The sequence below is a fragment of the Pelomonas dachongensis genome (genome assembly GCF_043555865.1).
GTDB classification, from domain to species: domain Bacteria; phylum Pseudomonadota; class Gammaproteobacteria; order Burkholderiales; family Burkholderiaceae_C; genus Pelomonas; species Pelomonas dachongensis.
This window is the reverse complement of the sequence record NZ_JBIGHY010000005.1, coordinates 422,555-440,661: the sequence shown is the minus strand read 5'-3', so window position 1 is coordinate 440,661 and position 18,107 is coordinate 422,555. Positions and strand designations below refer to the sequence as shown.

At 68.8% G+C, this 18,107-nt stretch carries 14 protein-coding genes; 6 read left to right on the top strand and 8 right to left on the bottom strand.

The features are described from left to right. Positions 1-11: 11 nt before the first annotated feature. From ACG02S_RS16275 to kduD, 4 genes are all read right to left on the bottom strand, one after another. Positions 12-1,274, bottom strand: a complete 1,263-nt coding sequence (locus tag ACG02S_RS16275; RefSeq protein WP_394471518.1) for a pectate lyase family protein — start codon at positions 1,272-1,274, stop codon at positions 12-14. Then, on the bottom strand, positions 1,271-2,365 hold the full coding sequence (locus ACG02S_RS16270) for a pectinesterase family protein (protein ID WP_394471517.1): 1,095 nt from the start codon (positions 2,363-2,365) through the stop codon (positions 1,271-1,273). The genes ACG02S_RS16275 and ACG02S_RS16270 overlap by 4 nt, the downstream gene beginning before the upstream one ends. Continuing rightward, complete coding sequence (locus ACG02S_RS16265; RefSeq protein WP_394471516.1) at positions 2,362-3,531, bottom strand: oligogalacturonate lyase family protein; 1,170 nt, start codon at positions 3,529-3,531, stop codon at positions 2,362-2,364. The genes ACG02S_RS16270 and ACG02S_RS16265 overlap by 4 nt, the downstream gene beginning before the upstream one ends. 192 nt (positions 3,532-3,723) lie before the next feature. Beyond that, positions 3,724-4,485 (bottom strand): 2-dehydro-3-deoxy-D-gluconate 5-dehydrogenase KduD, encoded by a 762-nt coding sequence (kduD, locus tag ACG02S_RS16260; RefSeq protein ID WP_394471515.1) that lies wholly within the window; start codon positions 4,483-4,485, stop codon positions 3,724-3,726. A 475-nt stretch (positions 4,486-4,960) separates the two neighbouring features. Between kduD and ACG02S_RS16255 the strand changes: the two genes are divergently transcribed. From ACG02S_RS16255 to ACG02S_RS16235, 5 genes are all read left to right on the top strand, one after another. Then, positions 4,961-7,879 (top strand): TonB-dependent receptor, encoded by a 2,919-nt coding sequence (locus ACG02S_RS16255; protein ID WP_394471514.1) that lies wholly within the window; start codon positions 4,961-4,963, stop codon positions 7,877-7,879. 247 nt (positions 7,880-8,126) lie between these two features. Continuing rightward, positions 8,127-11,000, top strand: a complete 2,874-nt coding sequence (locus tag ACG02S_RS16250) for a TonB-dependent receptor domain-containing protein (protein WP_394471513.1) — start codon at positions 8,127-8,129, stop codon at positions 10,998-11,000. 80 nt (positions 11,001-11,080) lie between these two features. Beyond that, entirely contained in the window at positions 11,081-12,418 is a 1,338-nt protein-coding gene (locus tag ACG02S_RS16245) for a pectate lyase family protein (protein WP_394471512.1), read from the top strand. Further along, complete coding sequence (locus tag ACG02S_RS16240; protein WP_394471511.1) at positions 12,418-13,179, top strand: rhamnogalacturonan acetylesterase; 762 nt, start codon at positions 12,418-12,420, stop codon at positions 13,177-13,179. The genes ACG02S_RS16245 and ACG02S_RS16240 overlap by 1 nt, the downstream gene beginning before the upstream one ends. A 61-nt stretch (positions 13,180-13,240) precedes the next feature. Then, positions 13,241-13,645: a DUF1428 domain-containing protein gene (locus ACG02S_RS16235; protein ID WP_394471510.1), complete on the top strand. Its 405-nt coding sequence runs from the start codon at positions 13,241-13,243 to the stop codon at positions 13,643-13,645. Between the two features lie 27 nt (positions 13,646-13,672). On the opposite strand, the gene ACG02S_RS16230 is transcribed toward ACG02S_RS16235, so the two are convergent. Together ACG02S_RS16230 and ACG02S_RS16225 are read right to left on the bottom strand one after the other, a co-directional pair. Further along, positions 13,673-14,353: a general secretion pathway protein GspB gene (locus ACG02S_RS16230; protein ID WP_394471509.1), complete on the bottom strand. Its 681-nt coding sequence runs from the start codon at positions 14,351-14,353 to the stop codon at positions 13,673-13,675. 6 nt (positions 14,354-14,359) lie between these two features. Beyond that, positions 14,360-16,054, bottom strand: a complete 1,695-nt coding sequence (locus ACG02S_RS16225; protein ID WP_394471508.1) for an AAA family ATPase — start codon at positions 16,052-16,054, stop codon at positions 14,360-14,362. Between the two features lie 136 nt (positions 16,055-16,190). Here ACG02S_RS16225 and ACG02S_RS16220 point away from each other — a divergent pair, with 136 nt between their 5' ends. After that, positions 16,191-16,541: a hypothetical protein gene (locus ACG02S_RS16220; protein ID WP_394471507.1), complete on the top strand. Its 351-nt coding sequence runs from the start codon at positions 16,191-16,193 to the stop codon at positions 16,539-16,541. A 57-nt stretch (positions 16,542-16,598) separates the two neighbouring features. Here the strand turns inward: ACG02S_RS16220 and ACG02S_RS16215 are convergent, their stop codons facing one another. Then, positions 16,599-16,916: a hypothetical protein gene (locus ACG02S_RS16215; protein WP_394471506.1), complete on the bottom strand. Its 318-nt coding sequence runs from the start codon at positions 16,914-16,916 to the stop codon at positions 16,599-16,601. Positions 16,917-16,957: 41 nt separating this feature from the next. Next, positions 16,958-18,049, bottom strand: a complete 1,092-nt coding sequence (locus ACG02S_RS16210; RefSeq protein ID WP_394471505.1) for an alpha/beta hydrolase family protein — start codon at positions 18,047-18,049, stop codon at positions 16,958-16,960. Between the last annotated feature and the right edge of the window lie 58 nt (positions 18,050-18,107).

The following is an 18,107-nucleotide window of genomic DNA, read 5'->3' as shown; positions in this document are numbered from 1 at the left end:
CGGATTCTGACTCAGGCCGGGCGCGCACCCGCGCCAGCGCGGATTTGCTCAACAAGACGATTGGGGTCGGCGGGCTGCAGGCCGCTCGTGTCATAGACCTCGGCCGGGCGCCAGCCGACGTCGCCGGACAGCGCCTCGGCCGGGTGGCTGGCGTTCCAGGCGGCCTTCAGGTCCACCGGCCGGCCGTTGAGCCGGTTGCCCTGTTCGCTCAACGCAGTACCTTTGAGGCGGCGGATCAGCTGGTCGGGCGCGACGCCTGCCGGCAGCTGCCAGTGGTTGAAGTCGCTGACGATCTGCGACTGGTAGCCCACGCCCAGCGAGTAGCCGAAGTCGTCGGCGCGGTCGGCACTGAACAGGTTGCAGGCCACGTGCACGCGGCCGTAGCGCACGCGCGGCGTGCGTTCCTTGCAGCCGTGGAAGTGGTTGTGGTGCAGCGTGACGCGCAGCTTGCCGATGTCCTCGGTGTGCTTCTCGTCGCCGCCGATCAGCATGGTCTTGTCGTGGCTGCTGAAACGGCACCAGGAGATGGTGATGAGGTCGCTGCCGTGGGTGATGTCCAGCAGCCCGTCGTGATGCTGCACGCGCCGACCCAGGCGCACGGGTTCGAGGTGGTCGGGGCGGTTGCCGTCGCTCAGGCTGCAGTGGTCCACCCACACGCGCCGGGCGCCGGTGATGCTCAGCGGGTCGTACTCGGAGTTCCACTCGCCATGGCCGTTGTCGCGCGGCTCCCAGGCGGGGAAGTGGTCGTAGGCGTCGGACAGGTCCAGGTGGCGCACGATGACGTTCTCCACCTTGCCCAGCAGCAGCGTGCCGTGCTGGAAACCGGCGCCAGGCGCCACGCCGATCAGCGTGGTGTTGGACGGCACGCGCACGACGATGGCGGCGGCCTGGCGCTTGGCAGAGCGCTCACGGGCCTCTTCCAGCGGGCCGGTGGGGTCGGCGCGGCCCCAGGTGGCGGGGTCGTAGGCGCGGTCGAAGGCGTCGAAGGTGAAGGCCGGGTCGCGGAAGGATTCGACACCGCCGGGGCCCAGGTCGATCAGCGTGTGCACGCGGATGATCTTGGGGGCGTCGCCGGCACGCAGCGCGGCATCCAGGCCGGCGCGGTCGCGCACGTCGAACACGTGCTCGGGCCGGGCGCCGGCGCCGCCGGTGGTCTTGCCGACGCCGGCCCAGCCGAGCGGGGCGTCCGCGGTGACCGGCGTGGCGGTGGTGGCGCAGGCGCCCAGCGCCGGCAGCGCGGCGAGGACGAGGAGACTGCGGCGGTTCAGGGTCATGGCGTGCGGTTGTTGAACTCGGTCATGCGGCTGGCGTCGGGCGCGCGGCGCGAGGTGCTGGCGGTCCAGGGGCCCACGTGCGCGCCGATCTCGCTGTCGCGCACGACGGCCATGCCGCTGGGGCTGGTGCCCGCTACCCAGGTGCCGGCCTTCACACCGGCATCCCAGGCGCGGCCCAGCGCCGTGGCACCCGGGTTGATGCCCGGCTCGCCGACGAAGCGGCTGTGCGTGACGAGAAAGCCCTGCTTCAGCCCCGGCGGCGTGCTGGGCGCGAGGACGATGCCGCCCTGGCCGGGCTTGCGAAGGTGGGCACGCGTGAGCAGAGTGGAGTGCTCGATGACCAGCGTGGCAGCGCCGAAGATGAAGTCCACGTCGCCGGCGATGAGGCTGTGGCGGATCAGCTGGCGGGCTGGCGCGTCGGGTGCGCGCCGCTTGACGTACAGCGTGTCCTGGTGGCCCAGCAGGCGCACGTTCTCCAGCTGGATGCGGTCGCCGGTCAGCGTCAGCGCGACGGCTTGGGCGCCGACGTTCTCGCCCAGCGCCGCGGGGAAGGCCTCGCCGCGACGGCCGGCGTCCATCGCGTCGTTGGCGACGGTCAGGTGCAGCAGCTGCACGTCGTCGCTTTGCACCAGCATGCTGGTGCTGCCGCTGGTGCCGATGGTGGTCTTGCCCGCCTCGGGCCAGCAGGGGTGAGAAGGTTCGTTCTCGGCCTTGGGCTTGCCGGAGAAGCGGTTGTCCACCAGCACCACGGCAGCGGCGTCGAGTGGCGTGCCGAGCAGCGCCAGCGGCACCTTGTCCTTGATGCACAGCGGGCCGCGGTAGGTGCCGGGCTGGATCTGGATGACCCAGCGCCTGCCATCGCCCTTGCCGGCCTCGGGCACCTTGTCGATGGCAGCCTGCAACGAGTCGCCCGGCTTGACGACCAAGTCGGGTGTGGCCATTGCCAGGTCAGCCAGCGGTGCGGGCGTCCAGTCGGCCAGGTAGGCCGCCGTCGTGTGCGCGGCGGCCTGCTCGGCGGTCAACTGCGGGCGCTGTGCCTGCGCTTGCGCAGTCGTCGCCAGCGCAGCCAGGGTGAGTGCGAGCAGCTTCACAGGTCGGCCAGGTAAAGGGCCGGCTCCACGCCGTTGGCGCGCTCCTTGTCGCAGCTGAACAGCACCTGCTTGTTGTCAGGCGTGAAGCTCGGGTGCGGGTGCGTGACCTGGCGGTCGTCCTTGTAGACGTCCCAGCCGCTGTCGTGGCGGGCGATGGCGCGCGTCGTGCCGGCCTTCAGGTCGAACAGGTGCAGGTAAGGGTCGCCCACCAGCATCGCGTTGCTGGCCGTGCTGTCGTGGCTGACCTTGCCGACGCCGTCGCCGACGATCAGCGTGCCGTCGTAGTTGCTCATCAGGTGCGAGCACTGCGGCATCGTGGTCAGCACCTTGTTCTGCAGCGTGACCGGGTCCAGGCTGCAGATCCAGCGCTCGGGCGAGTTGGTGTTGTACGACACATAGATCATCGCGCTGCCGTCCGGCACCCAGAACTCGTGCGTGCAGCTCTCGCCTTCGCTGTGCTCCTTGCCGCAGCGGCGGTTGGTGCCGTCCTCGTCGATGAACCACATGCGCGCGTCGATGAGGTCGTGCGGGCCTTCGTGGCAGTAGGCGACGGTGTTGTCGTCGAAGGGGCGGTACTGCGGATGGCCCAGCCAGCCGCGCTGCTCCAGGATGAGGGTGCGCTGGCCCGTGGACAGGTCCACCGAGAACAGCCGGCACAGCGGCTTCTTGTGGAACATCTCGTTGAACTTCTGCCAGGTGTTCAGCGGGAACCAGTCCTCGGCGGCGATCTCGATGCCGACGATCTTGGTGCAGGCGCTGTTGCTGACCCAGGTGCCGTAGCCGACCCAGGCGTCGGGCACGACGTACAGCACTTCTTCCTTCAGCGTGGCCAGGTCCAGGCGGATGAACTGGCGCTTGTCGCGCACGAAGAAGAGGTATTTGTCATCGGGGCTCAGGAAGCCGCCGAAGGTGTTCTCGCCGGCGCCGTCGGTCAGCTGGATGGCTGTCTGCGTGTCCAGATCCAGCAGGTGGTAGTTCCAGTTGGGGCTCGGGTGCGGGCCGAACTCGCCACCGAAGATCAGCTTGCGGCCATCGTTCGTGAAGCACTTCTGATAGAAGTAGTTGCGATGGCAGGTCACGTCCGGCGGCGTCAGGCGGGTGACGCGGGCGCCGGTGTCGGGGTCCTCGCGGGTGAGGAATTCAAACTTGCGTTCGGTGGATTTCATGGGATGGATCCTCTGCAGCAGGGCCTGCCATCGACACGGTCAACGAAAAAAGCCGGAACGACAGCACGCCCGCGCGGGGCAGGGCGCTGTTGAATTCCGGCTTGTCGTGCTCTCACCGTGTCTCCGTCGGTGGATTTTCTGTGGCCCCGCGGCGACGCCGGCGGGGCCTCCCGGCTGGCGCCGGGTTGAGGGTCAGCGTGCGAGCCAGCCGCCGTCGACCGCGACGGTGTAGCCGTTGATGTAGTCGGACGCCGTGGACGACAGGAACACGACCGGGCCGCCCAGATCCTCGGGCTTGCCCCAGCGACCAGCGGGGATGCGCTCCAGGATGGCGCTGTTGCGCTGCTCGTCGGCGCGCAGAGCGGCGGTGTTGTTGGTGGCCATGTAGCCGGGGGCGATGGCGTTCACGTTGATGCCGTGCGAGGCCCACTCGTTGGCCATCAGGCGCGTGATGCCCATGACGCCGCTCTTGCTGGCGGTGTACGAGGGCACGCGGATGCCGCCCTGGAAGCTCAGCATGGAGGCGATATTGACGATCTTGCCGCCGGTGCCCTGGGCCATGAACTGCTTGGCGACGGCTTGCGACAGGAAGAAGACCGACTTCAGGTTCAGGTCCATCACGTCGTCCCAGTCGGCTTCCGAGAACTTGATGGCGTCCTCGCGGCGGATGATGCCGGCGTTGTTGACCAGGATGTGCACGGCGCCATTCAGCGCCTTGGCCTGGGCGACCAGGTCGGGGATGCAGCTGATGTCACCCAGGTTGGCACGCAGGTCCAGGAACTTGCGGCCCAGGGCTTCGACGGCGACCTTGGTCTCGTCCGGCTCGGACACGTTGACGCCGACGATGTCGGCACCGGCCTGCGCCAGCGCCAGGGCCATGCCCTGACCGAGGCCGGTATTGCAGCCAGTGACGATGGCCGTCTTGCCGGCCAGGCTGAAGTTCTGAAGCACCATGGTGTTGTTATCCGATCAAGGCAATTAAGTCACGGGCGCGGCGCCCGTCTTGTGAGTCACCCGGTTCACATCTGCGCGTCTCTTGTTGAAGATGCGCGTCGTTCCCGCTTGAAACGACGGTGCCGGTACTGTTGAAACGCGGTTTCAAAAAATCGGTCCACCGGACTCTAAAGGGAGTCGCGGGTGTTGCGGAATCATGGTTTCTAATTAGTGAACCGATGTTCCGATTTTGCCAGCTTCCCCCTATCATCGTCCACAAATCAGCCCAAGACACCTTTCCTTACGCTTTCGAGGCAGGTCGTCGCAACTGACGTTTCTAGCCGGCGGCGGCTCCACTGAGCCGTTGCAACCCGGTGCTCGCACTGCAGCGACGCCGGTTCCAACAGACGGGCGCCCTTCGAGCGCCTGGCAAGACAACGTCCAGACCACAGAGCCGCCAGCATTTCACAGGCGGCCTCGCACCAGGAGACCCTTCATGTCCGCATCTCGTCCTTCCCGCCGCCTGGCCCTCTGCCCGGTTGCCCTGGCTGTCGGCCTGATCGCCGCGCCCGCCTGGGCTCAGACGGCACCGGCGGCGCAGCTGGAGACCGTCACGGTCACCGGCATCCGCGCCTCGCTGGAGAGTGCGCTGAACGCCAAGCGCCAGGAAAAGGGCATCGTCGATGTCATCAAGGCCGAGGACATGGGCAAGTTCCCGGACACCAACCTGGCCGAGTCGCTGCAGCGCATCCCGGGCGTGGTGATCGACCGTGACGCCGGCGAGGGCCGCAACATCACGGTGCGCGGTCTGGGCGGTGACTTCACCCGCACGCGCATCAACGGCATCGAGGCTCTGGCCACCACCGGCGGCACCGACAGCTCTGGCGGCGCCAACCGCACCCGCGCGTTCGACTTCAACGTGTTTGCGGCCGACCTGTTCAACTCGCTGACGGTGCGCAAGAGCAGCTCTGCCGACGTGGACGAGGGTTCGCTGGGCGCCACCATCGACCTGCAGACCGCGCGCCCCTTCGACATGAAGAAGTTCGTGGCGGCGGTGTCGGTGAAGGGCACGTACAACGACCTGCGCGGCAAGGTCACGCCCAAGACCTCGTTCCTGATCTCCAACACCTTCGCGGACGGCAAGATCGGTGCGCTTTTGTCCGGCGCCTACTCCAAGCGGCAGGTCTACGAAGAGGGCTTCAGCACGGTGCGCTGGGACAACGGTCCCTCCAGCGGCGGCTGGTGCTCGCCCGTGGGTGTGACGCCGGCCAGCCCGTCGACAACGCCCGCAACCAACTTCTGCGGCGCTTCGACCACCGCGACCCGCCTGCCCAACACGGCGGCCAATGTCGCGGCCTACACCGAGGCCAGCAAGGCCACCAACTTCCACCCGCGTCTGCCGCGCTACGGCCGCCTGACGCATGACCAGGAACGCCTGGGCCTGACCGGCTCCATCCAGCTGCGCCTGTCGGACACCACGCTGCTGACGGCCGACATGCTGTACAGCAAGCTGGATGCCACCCGCCAGGAAGACTTCCTGGAGGCCATCTCCTTCAGCCGCAACCTGTCGCAGGGCGGCAAGCAGCAGACCAGCGTGGTGGAGGCCCAGTACAACGCCGCCGGTCAGCTGGTCTACGGCAAGTTCAACGGCGTGGACATCCGCTCCGAGTCCCGCTTTGACGAACTGAGCACCGAGTTCTCGCAGCCCACGCTGACGTTCGAGCAGGACATCGGCGACTCCATCAAGCTGACGGTGCGCGGCGGCCGTGCCAAGTCGCGCTTCGACAATCCCATCCAGACCACCACCACGCTGGATGCGCCGAACGTCGACGGCTATGTGTACGACGCCCGTGGCGACGACCGCGCGCCGCTGATCACCTACGGCAACCTGAACCCTGCCACCGCCAACGGCGGCTTCCAGATCTACGGTGTGCCGGTTGGCGCCAGCAGCATTGCCAACTTCACGCCCAGCGAGATCCGCATCCGCCCCAACGGCGTGACCAACAAGCAGGACGTGGCCACCGCCGACATCGCGTGGGACGTGATGGACGGCCTGACGCTGAAGGGCGGCGTCAGCTACAAGAAGTTCAGCTTCGACAGCTATGACCGCCGGCGCACCGTCGAGACGATGAACACGCTGCCGGCCAATGTCCTCCCGGCCAGCCTGGTGACGAGCGTCAACGACTTCGGCAAGGGCCAGAGCCTGCCGGCTGGCTCCGTGACGTCCTGGGTCATTCCCAACCTGGACGCCATCGCCGCGGCCTACGACATCTACTGCAACTGCCTGAAGACCGGCGCCGCTGGTGGCCCGGGCGACTTCCGCCTGACGTCCATCACCAACGGCAATGCCCGCGGTGGCAACCGCGCCATCACCGAGACCGACACCGGCGCCTGGTTCATGGCCGACTTCGACACGCGCCTGGGCGGCCTGCCGGTGCGCGGCAACGTCGGCACGCGCTATGTGAAGACGGACATCATGGCCTCCGGCTACCTCGCCACCGGCGGCGGCAGCCTGGTGACGGCCGACCGTCAGTACAAGGACTGGCTGCCCTCGGCCAACGTGTCCGTCAACCTCACCCGCGAGCTGATGCTGCGCGTGGCGGCCGCCAAGGTCATGTCGCGCCCGCCGCTGCAGAACCTGAACCCCGGCGGCACGCTGTCCACCACCGGCACGCTGAGCTACACCGGCGGCAACCCGCAGCTGGATCCGTTCCGCGCCACCACGCTGGACGGCAGCCTCGAGTGGTACCACTCGAAGAACGCCTTCGTGGGCCTGGGTCTGTTCCACAAGAAGATCAAGAGCTACGTGCTGACCAAGGGCTTCGACCAGCCCTACAAGGACAGCGGCCTGCCGCTGTCGCTGCTGCCCAGCAACTTCACCGGCGACGAGGTCTTCCGCTTCAGCGCACCGGTCAACTCGCCCGGCGGCAACCTGAGCGGCTTCGAGATCAACGTGCAGCAGCCCTTCAGCTTCCTGCCGAGCTGGGGCAAGAACTTCGGCATCCTGGCCAACTACACCCAGGTCAAGTCGAAGATGGAGTACGTGCTGTCGACCACCGGCGTCGGCGCAGCCACGGTCACCGAAGACCTCATCAACCTGTCGCCGCGCTCCTGGAACCTGTCGTTCTACTACGACGACGGCACCTTCAGCGGCCGCGTCTCGACCTCGGCGCGTTCCGACTTCCTGACCACCGTCCCGGCTGGCAACAACCAGGACGTGGCGGGCAAGAAGAAGACCTTCAACGTCGACCTGTCGATGGGCTACAAGATCAACAAGCAGCTCGAAGTCACCTTCGAGGCCGCCAACCTGACCAACCAGCCGAACGATCAGTTCATCTCGCGTTCGATGGACAACGTGGTGGTGAACCACTACACCGGTCGCGAGTTCATCATCGGCGGTCGCTACAAGTTCTGACGCCACCGGGCGCTTTGCCCCGGCCGCTTCAGTCGCAGGCCGTTGCACGGCCACCGCCCCCGTCGCGAGCTAGGCGCGGGGTGCCGGTGGCCGGCACCGACGGCCTGGCACCACCGGTTCCAGAGCCCGCCCGCCGCCCGACCTCGCGTCGGGCCATGGGGCCCCCCAGGCACGACGCCGGACGCAGGTCCGGCGGCGGCCTCGCCGCGAGCGCGCGGCCATGTCTACAAACAATCACGGAGACTTCATGAACAAGAACCGCACGTCCTTCCGGCCGCAACTGAGCCTGTGCGCTGCCGCTGTGCTCGCGCTGACCGGCGCCGCCCACGCCCAGGAGGCTGCCGCCCCGGTCACGATGGAGCGCATCCAGATCACCGGCTCCTCCATCAAGCGACTGGCTGGCGAGACGGCGTTGCCGGTGTCGGTCAACAAGACCGAGGAACTGGACGCGCGCGGCCACACCGAGCTGAAGGACCTGATCCTGGAGCTGCCGCAGTCGCTGTCGCTGGGGCAGAACTCGGGCGCGGCCGGCCCGGTGCTGAACCTGCGCGGCCTGGGCCCGATGCGCACGCTGACGCTGATGAACGGCCGCCGTCTGGCCAACGAGCCGCTGCAGGACCAGTACGTGTCGGCCAACGTCATCCCGCGCATGGCGCTGGACCGCGTCGAGACGCTGCGTGACGGCGCCTCGTCCATCTATGGCTCCGACGCCATCGGCGGCGTGCAGAACTACGTCACCAAGCCCAGCTTCAAGGGCGCCAAGATCAAGGTCGAGCTGAACGCGCCGGACCGGTCTTCGCGTGGCCAGACCAATGCCGTCGGCTTCATCGCCGGTATCGGCGATCTGGGCAGCGACGGTTGGAACGTCTATGGCTCCATGGACTACCAGACCAAATCGGGGCTGATGCAGGGCGACCGTCCCGAGTTGTACGACGGCTCGGCACTGAACCAGCTGGGCCTGCTGGTCGCGCCCAGCAACAAGAACCAGAGCCCGTTGGCCAACTTCGGCTTCAGCGCCAGCGCCAACAGCAACTACAACCCGAACTTCGCGACGGGTTGCGTGTCGCCTTGGACACTGCCCACGCTGGGCGCCGGCAGCGTCGCGACGCCGGTCAGCTACAGCAACGCCGGCTGCTACCGCGATCCGAACTTCTTCACCGCCGTCAGCGATGGCAGCCGCATCAGCAATCTGTACGGCAAAGGCACGATGAATCTCGGCAAGGGCCACCGGGTGAGCCTGGAACTCGCTCACGCCGAGTTCACCATCGAGAAGTACCGCGGCCTGCAACTGCCCAGCGGCAATGAGCCGGCCACGACGTACACGATGCCGTCGACCAGCAAGTTCTACCCCGGCAAGGGCATCACGCCGTTGCCCACGGTGTACGGCAACGCCACCAGCGGCAACATGTACATCGATCCCGTGAGGACCCCCTTCACGCCGGTGCCCCTGGCCATGAACAACCGCCAGATCTTCTTCCAATGGGGGCCGGGCGAACTGGGCAACGCCTACCGCAACGACGAGCAGCTCAACGACCGCCTGGTGCTGAGCGCCGAAGGCTCGGCCTTCAACTGGGACTACCGCGTGGGCCTGAACTACGGCCACTCGACCCGCAACACCGCCACCGGCGGCGGCTACATCCTGTACAGCAAGGCGCAGGAAGGCTTCACCAAGGGCATCCTGAACCCGTTCGGCGCGCAGGACGCAGCGGGCCTGGAGTACCTGAAGAGCATCGAGCTGCGCGACTACGTCTACCGCAAGAACGAGGCCTACAACAAGTCCGTCGACGCCACGCTGACGCGCGAGCTGATGGAGTTGGGTGGCGGCCCGCTGACGCTCGCCATCACGGGTGAGCTGCGCCGCGACGAAGCCAAGGTCAGCGCTGCGCCGATGGACTACGTGAGTGTGGTCAGCAGCGCCGGTGTCGTGACCAAGGACGACATCGTGGGTGAGAACCCCACCGGCGTCGCCGCCAAGCTGAGCCGCAACATCAAGTCGGCCGTCATCGAGTTGGACGCACCGCTGACCAAGGTCTGGAGCATCAACGGTGCCGTGCGCTCGGACAGCTACAGCGACCTGAAGACCACCACGGTCAACCCCAAGCTGTCGGTGCGCTTCCAGCCCACCACGCAGGTCATGCTGCGCGCCTCGGCCAACACGGGCTTCCGCGCGCCGTCCATCATGGACATTCAGAACCCCACGCCGGAAGTGCGCACCGTGGCGATGGACGACCCGGTGCTGTGCCCCAGCACGACGCCGACGACCACCAACACCGGTGTGCCGGTGGCCTCGTGGGCTGACAGGCGTTCCCAGGTCTGCGACGTCCAGACCGACTACTGGACCAAGTCGCCCGACAACAGCCACCTGAAGCCCGAGAAGTCCAAGGGCTGGAGCTTCGGCGGCGCCTTCGAGCCGCTGCCCGGACTGCTGGTGACGGCGGACTACTGGGGCATCAAGATCACCGACGTGCTGGGCGCGCTGACGCTGGCCGAGGTGCAGCAGCAGCCTGCCAAGTACAGCGCCAACATCCTGCGCAAGGCCGACGGCACCATCGACCACATCCTGGCCAGCCAGGCCAACCGTGGCGACATGGACATGCGGGGCCTGGACCTCGCTGCCACCTACCAGCTGAAGGCCGGCAACTGGGGCACGTTCAACTTCAAGCTGGACGGCACCTACTACGACAAGTACGCGTTCTCGGTGGAGAAGGGCGGCGAGATGCTGGACAACGTCGGCATCCTGACTGGCGACGCCAAGTTCACCGGCCCCAATGCCGGGCTGGCCACCATGCAGCAGATCGTCTACCGCTGGAAGCACACCGCGTCGGTCGGCTGGCGCCTGGGCAACGTGTCGACGCAGCTGTCGCAGCGCTACAGCAGCGGGCTGAACGACCTGACGCCGCGTGCAGGCTCCAACTACACGGACGTCAAGGCCTACAAGCAGTACAACCTGAGCCTGGTCTACAACGGCATCAAGAACCTGAAGCTGAACTTCGGCATCAACAACCTCACCAACGCGTACCCGGTGTTGACGGCCAACACGACCTACAACGGCTACCTGACCAGCAACGCGGACATCCTGGGCCGCGCCTATCGGTTCTCGGCCGAGTACACGTTCTTCTAAGTCTCAGGCGGTTGCCTCGCTTCATGGCGCGCAAGGTCCCACCGGGCTTTGCGCGCCTTTTCATTTCAAGCCTCACGACCATGTCCCTTCGCACCTGTGCCATTCCGCTGCTGGCGATCGCCAGCGCCCTGCTCGCGTTCAACACCGGCGCCGCCGAGCCGGCCGCCACCGCCGCGCCAGCCGCCCACGCCGCCATCGTCCACAAGGGCTGGACCCAGACCGCCGGCGGGCGCGGCGGGCGCCTCATCAAGGTCACGACGCTCGCGGCGTCCGGCCCCGGCAGCCTGGCCGAGGCCATTGCCGCGACCGGCCCGCGCATCGTCGTCTTCGAGGTGGGCGGCGTCATCGACATGGCCGGCCAGCCGCTGAAGATCCAGGAACCCTTCCTGACGCTGGCGGGCCAGACCGCGCCCGACCCGGGCATCACCATCATCAAGGCCGAGACCACCGTCTCCACGCACGACGTGGTCATCCAGCACCTGACCTTCCGCCCCGGCGAGTTCGGCCGGCCCAAGAAGGGCGGCGGCGACCAGGACGGCATCTCCGGCATCGGTGGCGCGCGCGACGTCATCGTGGACCACTGCAGCCTCTCCTGGGCCACCGACGAGAACCTGTCCGCGTCCGGCCCGCGCTTCGAGGGCAAGACGCCCGAGGCATGGCGCCAGGCCACCTCGCACCGCATCACCTACAGCCACAACCTGCTGTACGAGGGCCTGGGCAACTCGGTGCACGTCAAGGGCGAGCACAGCAAGGGCAGCCTCATCCACGACAACACCAGCCAGGTGCTGCTGTACGGCAACGTGTACGTGTCCAACCGCCAGCGCAACGCGCTGTTCAAGGGCGGCGCGCAGGGCGCGATGGTCAACAACTACATCTTCAACCCTGGCGACCGCGCGGTGCACTACAACCTGCTCGCCAACGAGTGGGCCGGCCAGCCGTGGCAGAACGGCAGGCTGACGCTGGTCGGCAACGCGATGCGCCACGGCCCCAGCACGGTGCCCGGCACGCCTTTCTTCATGATGCTGGGCCAGGGCGACCTGGAGCTGCACATGACCGACAACCTCGCGCACGACAGCCAGGGTCGCGCCGTGCCGCTGCTGGGCAACAACGCTCAGACCACCGGCAAGATCATCGTTGCACCCAAGCCCGAACTGCCGGCGGGACTGGCCATCCGCCCCGCTGCTGATCTGGCGCGCGAGCTGCCGCCCCTGGTGGGCGCGCGTCCCTGGGCCCGCGACCCGCGCGACGCCAAGGTGCTGGCTGACATGGCCCAGGGCCAGGGCAAGCTGATCGACTCCGAGGTCGAGAACGCGCTGGGCTATCCGCGCGCCGCACAGACGCGCCGCGCGTTCAAGGCCGAGGACTGGAACCTCGATGACATGACCCCGAAAGCCGGCTGGCCGGCCCTCGCAAAATGATGAAGCAACTGCTCTCCCTCATCGCCGCAGGCCTGTGCCTGACGGCCTCCGCCAAGAACGCGCCGGCAGCCTCGGCGCCGCGCGGCGAGACCACCGCCAACGTCGCCACCGGCCCGCGCCTCATCCTCGTGGGCGACTCCACGATGGCGCCGCGCAGCGGCTATGGCAACGCGCTGTGCGCGCGCGTCCAGCAGGTCGCCTGCGTCAACCTCGCGCGTGGCGGCCGCGCCAGCAAGAGTTTCCGGGCCGAGGGCCTGTGGGACACGGTGCTGGCGCTGCTGAACGAAGGCAAGGATCAAAGCGGCGTGAAGCAGAAGACGCTGGTGCTGATCCAGTTCGGCCACAACGACCAGCCCGGCAAGCCCGGCCGCTCCACCGATTTCGCGACCGAGTTCAGCCCCAACATGGCCGGCTACGTGAAGGACGTGAAGGCCGCGGGCGGCGAGGTCGTGCTGGTGACGCCGCTGACACGACGCACCTTCAAGGAGGGCGTACTGCCCAACGACCTGCGCCCCTGGGCCGAGTCCATCCTGAAGGTCGGCGCTGAGCAGGGCGTACCCGTGCTGGACCTGAACGCCATCAGCCACGCCGCCGTCGCCGCAATGGGCCAGGCCGCTGCCGACACGCTGGCCGAAGCCCCGCCGCGGTTCGACCGCACCCACCTCGGCCCCAAGGGCGCGACGCTGTTCTCCGGCCAGGTGCTGGACGAGCTGCTGAAGCTGAAGCCTGAACTGGCGACGGCCAGGACCCTGACGCCCTGAGTCAGGGGCGCCGCGCGCGTCGCGGGCATAGAGTCTCGGGTGACTTCAACCGGAGATGCCCATGGCCTACGTCGACTGCTACATGGTGCCCGTGGCGCGCGCCAACAAGGCCGCCTACGAGGCGCTCGCCCGACTGTCCGCCGAGGTGATCAGGATGCATGGTGCGCTGCGCGTCATGGACGCGTGGCTCGACGAGGCCGGCCCCGACGCCCAGAGCTACCACGGCGACACGGCGCGCCAGCCGGGCGCGACGTACGGCGGCTTTCTGGCGGCGGCCGGCACGCGTGACGGCGAGACCGTCGTGATGTCCTGGGTGGAGTGGCCCGACCGGGCCGCGCGGGATGCCGGCATGGCCGCCTTCACCGCCGACCCGCGCGTGCAGTTCGAGGGGCAGGCCCCGGTGTTCGACGGCGCGCGCCTCATCGCTGGCGGCTTCGTGCCGATGCGGGCGGCACCTGCCACTTGAGCGGCGCGAGGCGCTGCCGCAGTCAGTTCAGACCGGTTGCCGGAAGCGCTGGCCCTTGAAGCGCAGCACCAGCTCGCGCGGGCGGATCTGCTCCAGCACCAGCTCGGCGCCCAGCCGCGCGCCTTCGCGCTGCACCTCGCCGTTGATCATCACGAAGCGGCTGGCCGGGTCGTCCGAATAGACCGAGCCGCTGATGGTCAGCCGAGGCAGCTCGCGGCGCGTGCCCTCCGGCAGTTCGGCCAGTCGCGGAATGCGGTCCTCGGGTGCAGGCGCTGCAGCCGCGACGGGGGCCGGTGCCGGGGCGGGCGTCGCAGCCGGCGGTGGCACGGGCGCCAAATAGGGTGACTCCGACACCGCCGGCGTCGGTACCGGCGCGCTGACCGTGGTGGGCACAGGCGCAGGCGCCGCTGCGACGGTCGCAGCGGGTGGTGCTGGCGGCGCTGGCAGCGTCGCCGGTGCCGAGGCTGGCATGGGGGCTGTCTGCGTCTGCGGGACGGCTGGTGGCGTTTCGCCCGCCCACCAGCTGCCGGCGCCAATGCCGGCCAGCAGCAACAGGCCGCCACCGGCCCAGGGCAGCCAGCGGCGCGGGCTGGCGCCGGCTGCGCTCGCAGGGACGGGCAGCGGCTGGGCATGCAGGCCGGGCACCTGGCCGCGCTCGCGTTCGCGGTCGGCTTCGGCCCGGCGCAAGGCATCGAGGATGTAGGACATGGCGGTTCAGTCGGTCGAATCGGTGGCCGCGTCCATGCGCGGCTCGGCCACGCCGGTGGTGCGGTTGATCAACATCAGCGTGATGGGACCGATGCGGCCGTCCGGCTGCAGGCCCTGGCCGGCCTGGAAGGCCTGCACCTGGCGCGTCAGCTCGCCCACGCCGGGCACCGCAGCGGGCGCGGAAGCGACGCCGCCTGGCGCGCGCGCGAGCTGCGTGGCCAGCCAGGTGCGCAGCGTGCCGGGGTTCTCGACCCGCTGCGCATAGCCCGGCGGCACGCGCCAGAACGTCGTGAACTCGCCGCGCCAGACGCCGGCCAGCTCGGTCAGCGCGACGCGGCGCGGCGTGCCGTCCACCAGCAGCGTGGCGTGCTGGGCGTCCAGCGCCACCAGCGCAGCCAGCGCGGCCGGCTGGCCCGGGCGCCGCAGCGTCAGCAACACCGGGCGGTCGATCAGCCGGATCAGCGCGGGGCTGCCCGTGCTGCTGCGGTAACACTGCAGGCCCCGCTGCGAGGCGGTGGCGCAGGGGTCTGCCTGCGGCGGCAGCGGCAGGCCCCAGCGGCCGGCCAGCGCGGCCCAGGCGCCGCCGTCGTCGGCACGCCAGTCGGCCAGGCGCAAAGGCGCGGGCGCCGGCGGGGCGGCGCTGGCGGACGGCGCTGCGAGCGCTGCGGGCGAAGCGGTGCCCGCAGCGCTCGCGCCCGGCCGCCCGGTCGACGCTGCGCCGGTGGGCGCCGACGTCGCAGCCACCGCCCCGGCAATGTCGTCGCGCTGCGCCGCTCGCGGGGCCTGTTGCAGCCACCAGGTCAACCCCGCAGCGGCGACGGCCGCGGTCAGCACCGCCACGCCGGCGACGGCCGGTGACGGTGCGCGCCGGCGCCGCGATGGCAACGGCGACGTACCGAACACCTCGGCCGCCGCGCGGCGCACGATGGCCGTCGTGACCTGGGCCTGGCCGCTGGCATAGCCGCCCAGCAGTGCGCGGTCGCAGAGCAGGTTGATGCGGCGCGGCACGCCGCGTGTCAGCTGGTGGATCAGGCGCAGGCTCTTGCGGTCGAAGGGCAGAGCGCCGGTGAGTCCGGCCACCTTCAGGCGGTGGCGGATGTACTGCGTCGTCTCGGCTTCGGACAGCGCGCCCAGGTGGAAGCGGGCGATGACGCGTTGTGCCAGCTGCTCCAGCTTGGGACGGGCGAGCAGGTCGCGCAGCTCGGGCTGGCCGATCAGCACCACCTGCAGCAGCTTGCGTTCGCTGGTCTCCAGGTTGGTCAGCAGGCGCAACTGCTCCAGCACGCTGCTCGACAGGTTCTGCGCCTCGTCGATGATGAGCACGTTGTTGCGCCCAGCCGCGTGCTGCGCCAGCAGGAAGGCGTTCAGCGGATCGATGTAGTCCTTGATCGTCTCGGCGCCAGGCGGCACCTGCACGTGGAACTCGTCGCAAACGGCCTGTAGCAGCTCGGTGACGGTCAGCTTCGGGTTGAAGATGTAGGCGACGTTGCAGTTCGCCGGGATCTGCTCGAGGAAGCAGCGGCAGACGGTGGTCTTGCCGGCCCCGATCTCGCCGGTCAGCAGCACGAAGCCGCCGCCGCTGTCCAGCCCGTACAGCAGGTGCGCCAGCGCCTCGCGGTGGCGTTCGCTCATGAACAGGTAATGCGGGTCCGGCGCGATCGAGAACGGCGCTTGTTTCAAGCCGAAGAAGGTCGCGTACATGGGGCGGCAGGATAACCATCCCAGCGCGGCGGTCGCTGGCACCTATCGCAAGCTCCTCCGGTACGAGGGTGCCGGCGAGCCTGCGTCAGCTATGCTGAATGGCCCGCTCTATTCGAGCGTTAGATGCTGCGGACTCATGAAGCTCATTCGAACCTCGGCCGCTCTCTTCCTTGCGATTGCGCTGGTCGGGTGCGACTTCCAGAAGGAGGCCGATGCCAAGTTTGGCGATCAGCACTTCAAGACAGCGATCTCCCTTATCGAGCTGCACAAGGTTCGGCATGGCTCGTATCCGGCAACGCTCGACGACCTCCAGTTCAAGGGTGACTGGGACGAGATTGCACTCGCGTCTGTTGAGTACGCCAAGCTGGATTCCGGGTATGCACTCAACGTGACGCGCGGCTGGGTGGGCAAGCCCACGCTCGTCTACCCGAAAGAGTTCTGGCAGGGTCTCGGCCTGCTCAAGTCGAACCTGAAGTCAGACGGCTAGCAATGCATCGGCCGCCTGGTCAGCGGCATTCATGCGCCCGCGGCTGGCGTACCGGCGTCAAGGCGCAGTCTTGCGCTTGGGCCGTATCAGCGTGCGCTGGAACCAGGCCTCGTTCATGCGCGACAGGAACGCGGCGTTGATGGGAAAGCCGCAGCGGTCGCCCAGCACGGCCTCGCTGCCGCAGCGCGGGCACATCGCGGTCTGGTCATCGATGGCCTTCGGGTCGTCCATGTTCTGCATCGTCAGCCCGGTCCAGCCGACGATCTCGTCGGGCTTGAAGAGGGCCACGCAGTGGCAGCAACCGCAGACCTGGCTGGCACCGATCTGCGCGAAGTTGTTGGTGGTGTAGCGGTAGGCGGCAAGCAGTTCGTTCATGGCACTCCCCGGCATGCGGCAACGCCGGCCGCGCGCGCTGACTATGCCAACAAACGGGCCAGCCAGGCAGTGGCGGCCTGCTGCTGCTCGGCGTCGAAGCGATGGCCGCCGGGCGTGGTCAGTGTCGAGAAGCCTGTCCCTCGCGGCCAGGCGCGCGCCAGCTGGCGCCACGCGGCCTGCTGGGCGTCCCACGGGAACAGCTTGTCTTCGGGCGATCCCATCAGCAGCAGCGGCCGGGGGGCGATCAGCGCGGCGACGTCGGGGTGGTCCAGCTCGGCGGCCAGGCCGGGGTGGGTCATGCTGAACGCCGACTGCCCCACCAGCGTGTGTTCGCCGGGCCGCAGCAGGCCCTCGCGCGTGCACATCCAGTGCGCCGCGACGCAGGCGCTGACCTGCGGCGCGACAGCGGCCAGCTGCCAGGCGCGGAAGGCACCCATCGAGAAGCCCAGCACGGCCACGCGGTCGGGCGCGATGCCCGGCTGCTCGCGCAGCCAGCGGTGGCTGCGCAGGTCGTCGCTGGCGATGACGCCGCCCCAGCTGTGGCCCAGCTGCAGCAGGTGGCTGGCCAGCGCCTGCTGGTCGTCCCGCGCGAAGCCGGGCCGGCCGCGTTCGCCCCAGCCCAGCGCGTCGATGGCCAGCACCGCGAAGCCGGCACGCACCAGCGTGTCGCCGACGAAACTGCCGCCGAAGTAGCGCTGCACCCAGCCGTCCGCTGCGGCGCTGGGAGCGAGCGGGCGGATCAGCTTCTCCTTGCCGATGTCGAAACGCGCGCCGTGGTCGTGCAGCAGCAGCACGGCCGGATGCGGGCCTGGGCCCCGCGGCTGCAGGAACAGCGCTGGCACCCGGTCGCCCAGGGCGCCGCGCAGCGTCAGCGCGCGCGCCACGTGGTCGTCGCGGTCCTGCTCCGCGCGCCACTCGGTGGCGAAGTCGCTGCTGTCGTCGCCGGGTAGCAGCACCAGGCGCTGCGCGGTGGCCAGCGCCTGGGCACGCCAGTCGGCATCGGGCCGCCACGCCAGCCGCGGGCGCCAGCGGCGCTGCAGCGCCGCCAGCGTGTCGTCCAGCGGCTCGGCGCGGCCAGTCAGTGGCGCCAGCAGGGCGAGCGAGGCGAGCAGTTGACGGCGTTTCAGGCTCATGGTTCGTCAGGGCTGCCAGTGGCAGCGTGCTGTGAGAGAGTCGGGCCACACCATCGCG

What these genes read in the sequence shown, in the direction of transcription:
- ACG02S_RS16250 (WP_394471513.1), top strand. Translation starts at nt 8,127, where the DNA reads ATGAACAAGAACCGCACGTCCTTCCGGCCGCAACTGAGCCTGTGCGCT.
- kduD (WP_394471515.1), bottom strand. Translation starts at nt 4,485, where the DNA reads ATGGTGCTTCAGAACTTCAGCCTGGCCGGCAAGACGGCCATCGTCACT.
- ACG02S_RS16275 (WP_394471518.1), bottom strand. Translation starts at nt 1,274, where the DNA reads ATGACCCTGAACCGCCGCAGTCTCCTCGTCCTCGCCGCGCTGCCGGCG.
- ACG02S_RS16220 (WP_394471507.1), top strand. Translation starts at nt 16,191, where the DNA reads ATGAAGCTCATTCGAACCTCGGCCGCTCTCTTCCTTGCGATTGCGCTG.
- ACG02S_RS16235 (WP_394471510.1), top strand. Translation starts at nt 13,241, where the DNA reads ATGGCCTACGTCGACTGCTACATGGTGCCCGTGGCGCGCGCCAACAAG.
- ACG02S_RS16255 (WP_394471514.1), top strand. Translation starts at nt 4,961, where the DNA reads ATGTCCGCATCTCGTCCTTCCCGCCGCCTGGCCCTCTGCCCGGTTGCC.
- ACG02S_RS16225 (WP_394471508.1), bottom strand. Translation starts at nt 16,054, where the DNA reads ATGTACGCGACCTTCTTCGGCTTGAAACAAGCGCCGTTCTCGATCGCG.
- ACG02S_RS16265 (WP_394471516.1), bottom strand. Translation starts at nt 3,531, where the DNA reads ATGAAATCCACCGAACGCAAGTTTGAATTCCTCACCCGCGAGGACCCC.
- ACG02S_RS16245 (WP_394471512.1), top strand. Translation starts at nt 11,081, where the DNA reads ATGTCCCTTCGCACCTGTGCCATTCCGCTGCTGGCGATCGCCAGCGCC.
- ACG02S_RS16210 (WP_394471505.1), bottom strand. Translation starts at nt 18,049, where the DNA reads ATGAGCCTGAAACGCCGTCAACTGCTCGCCTCGCTCGCCCTGCTGGCG.
- ACG02S_RS16230 (WP_394471509.1), bottom strand. Translation starts at nt 14,353, where the DNA reads ATGTCCTACATCCTCGATGCCTTGCGCCGGGCCGAAGCCGACCGCGAA.
- ACG02S_RS16240 (WP_394471511.1), top strand. Translation starts at nt 12,418, where the DNA reads ATGAAGCAACTGCTCTCCCTCATCGCCGCAGGCCTGTGCCTGACGGCC.
- ACG02S_RS16215 (WP_394471506.1), bottom strand. Translation starts at nt 16,916, where the DNA reads ATGAACGAACTGCTTGCCGCCTACCGCTACACCACCAACAACTTCGCG.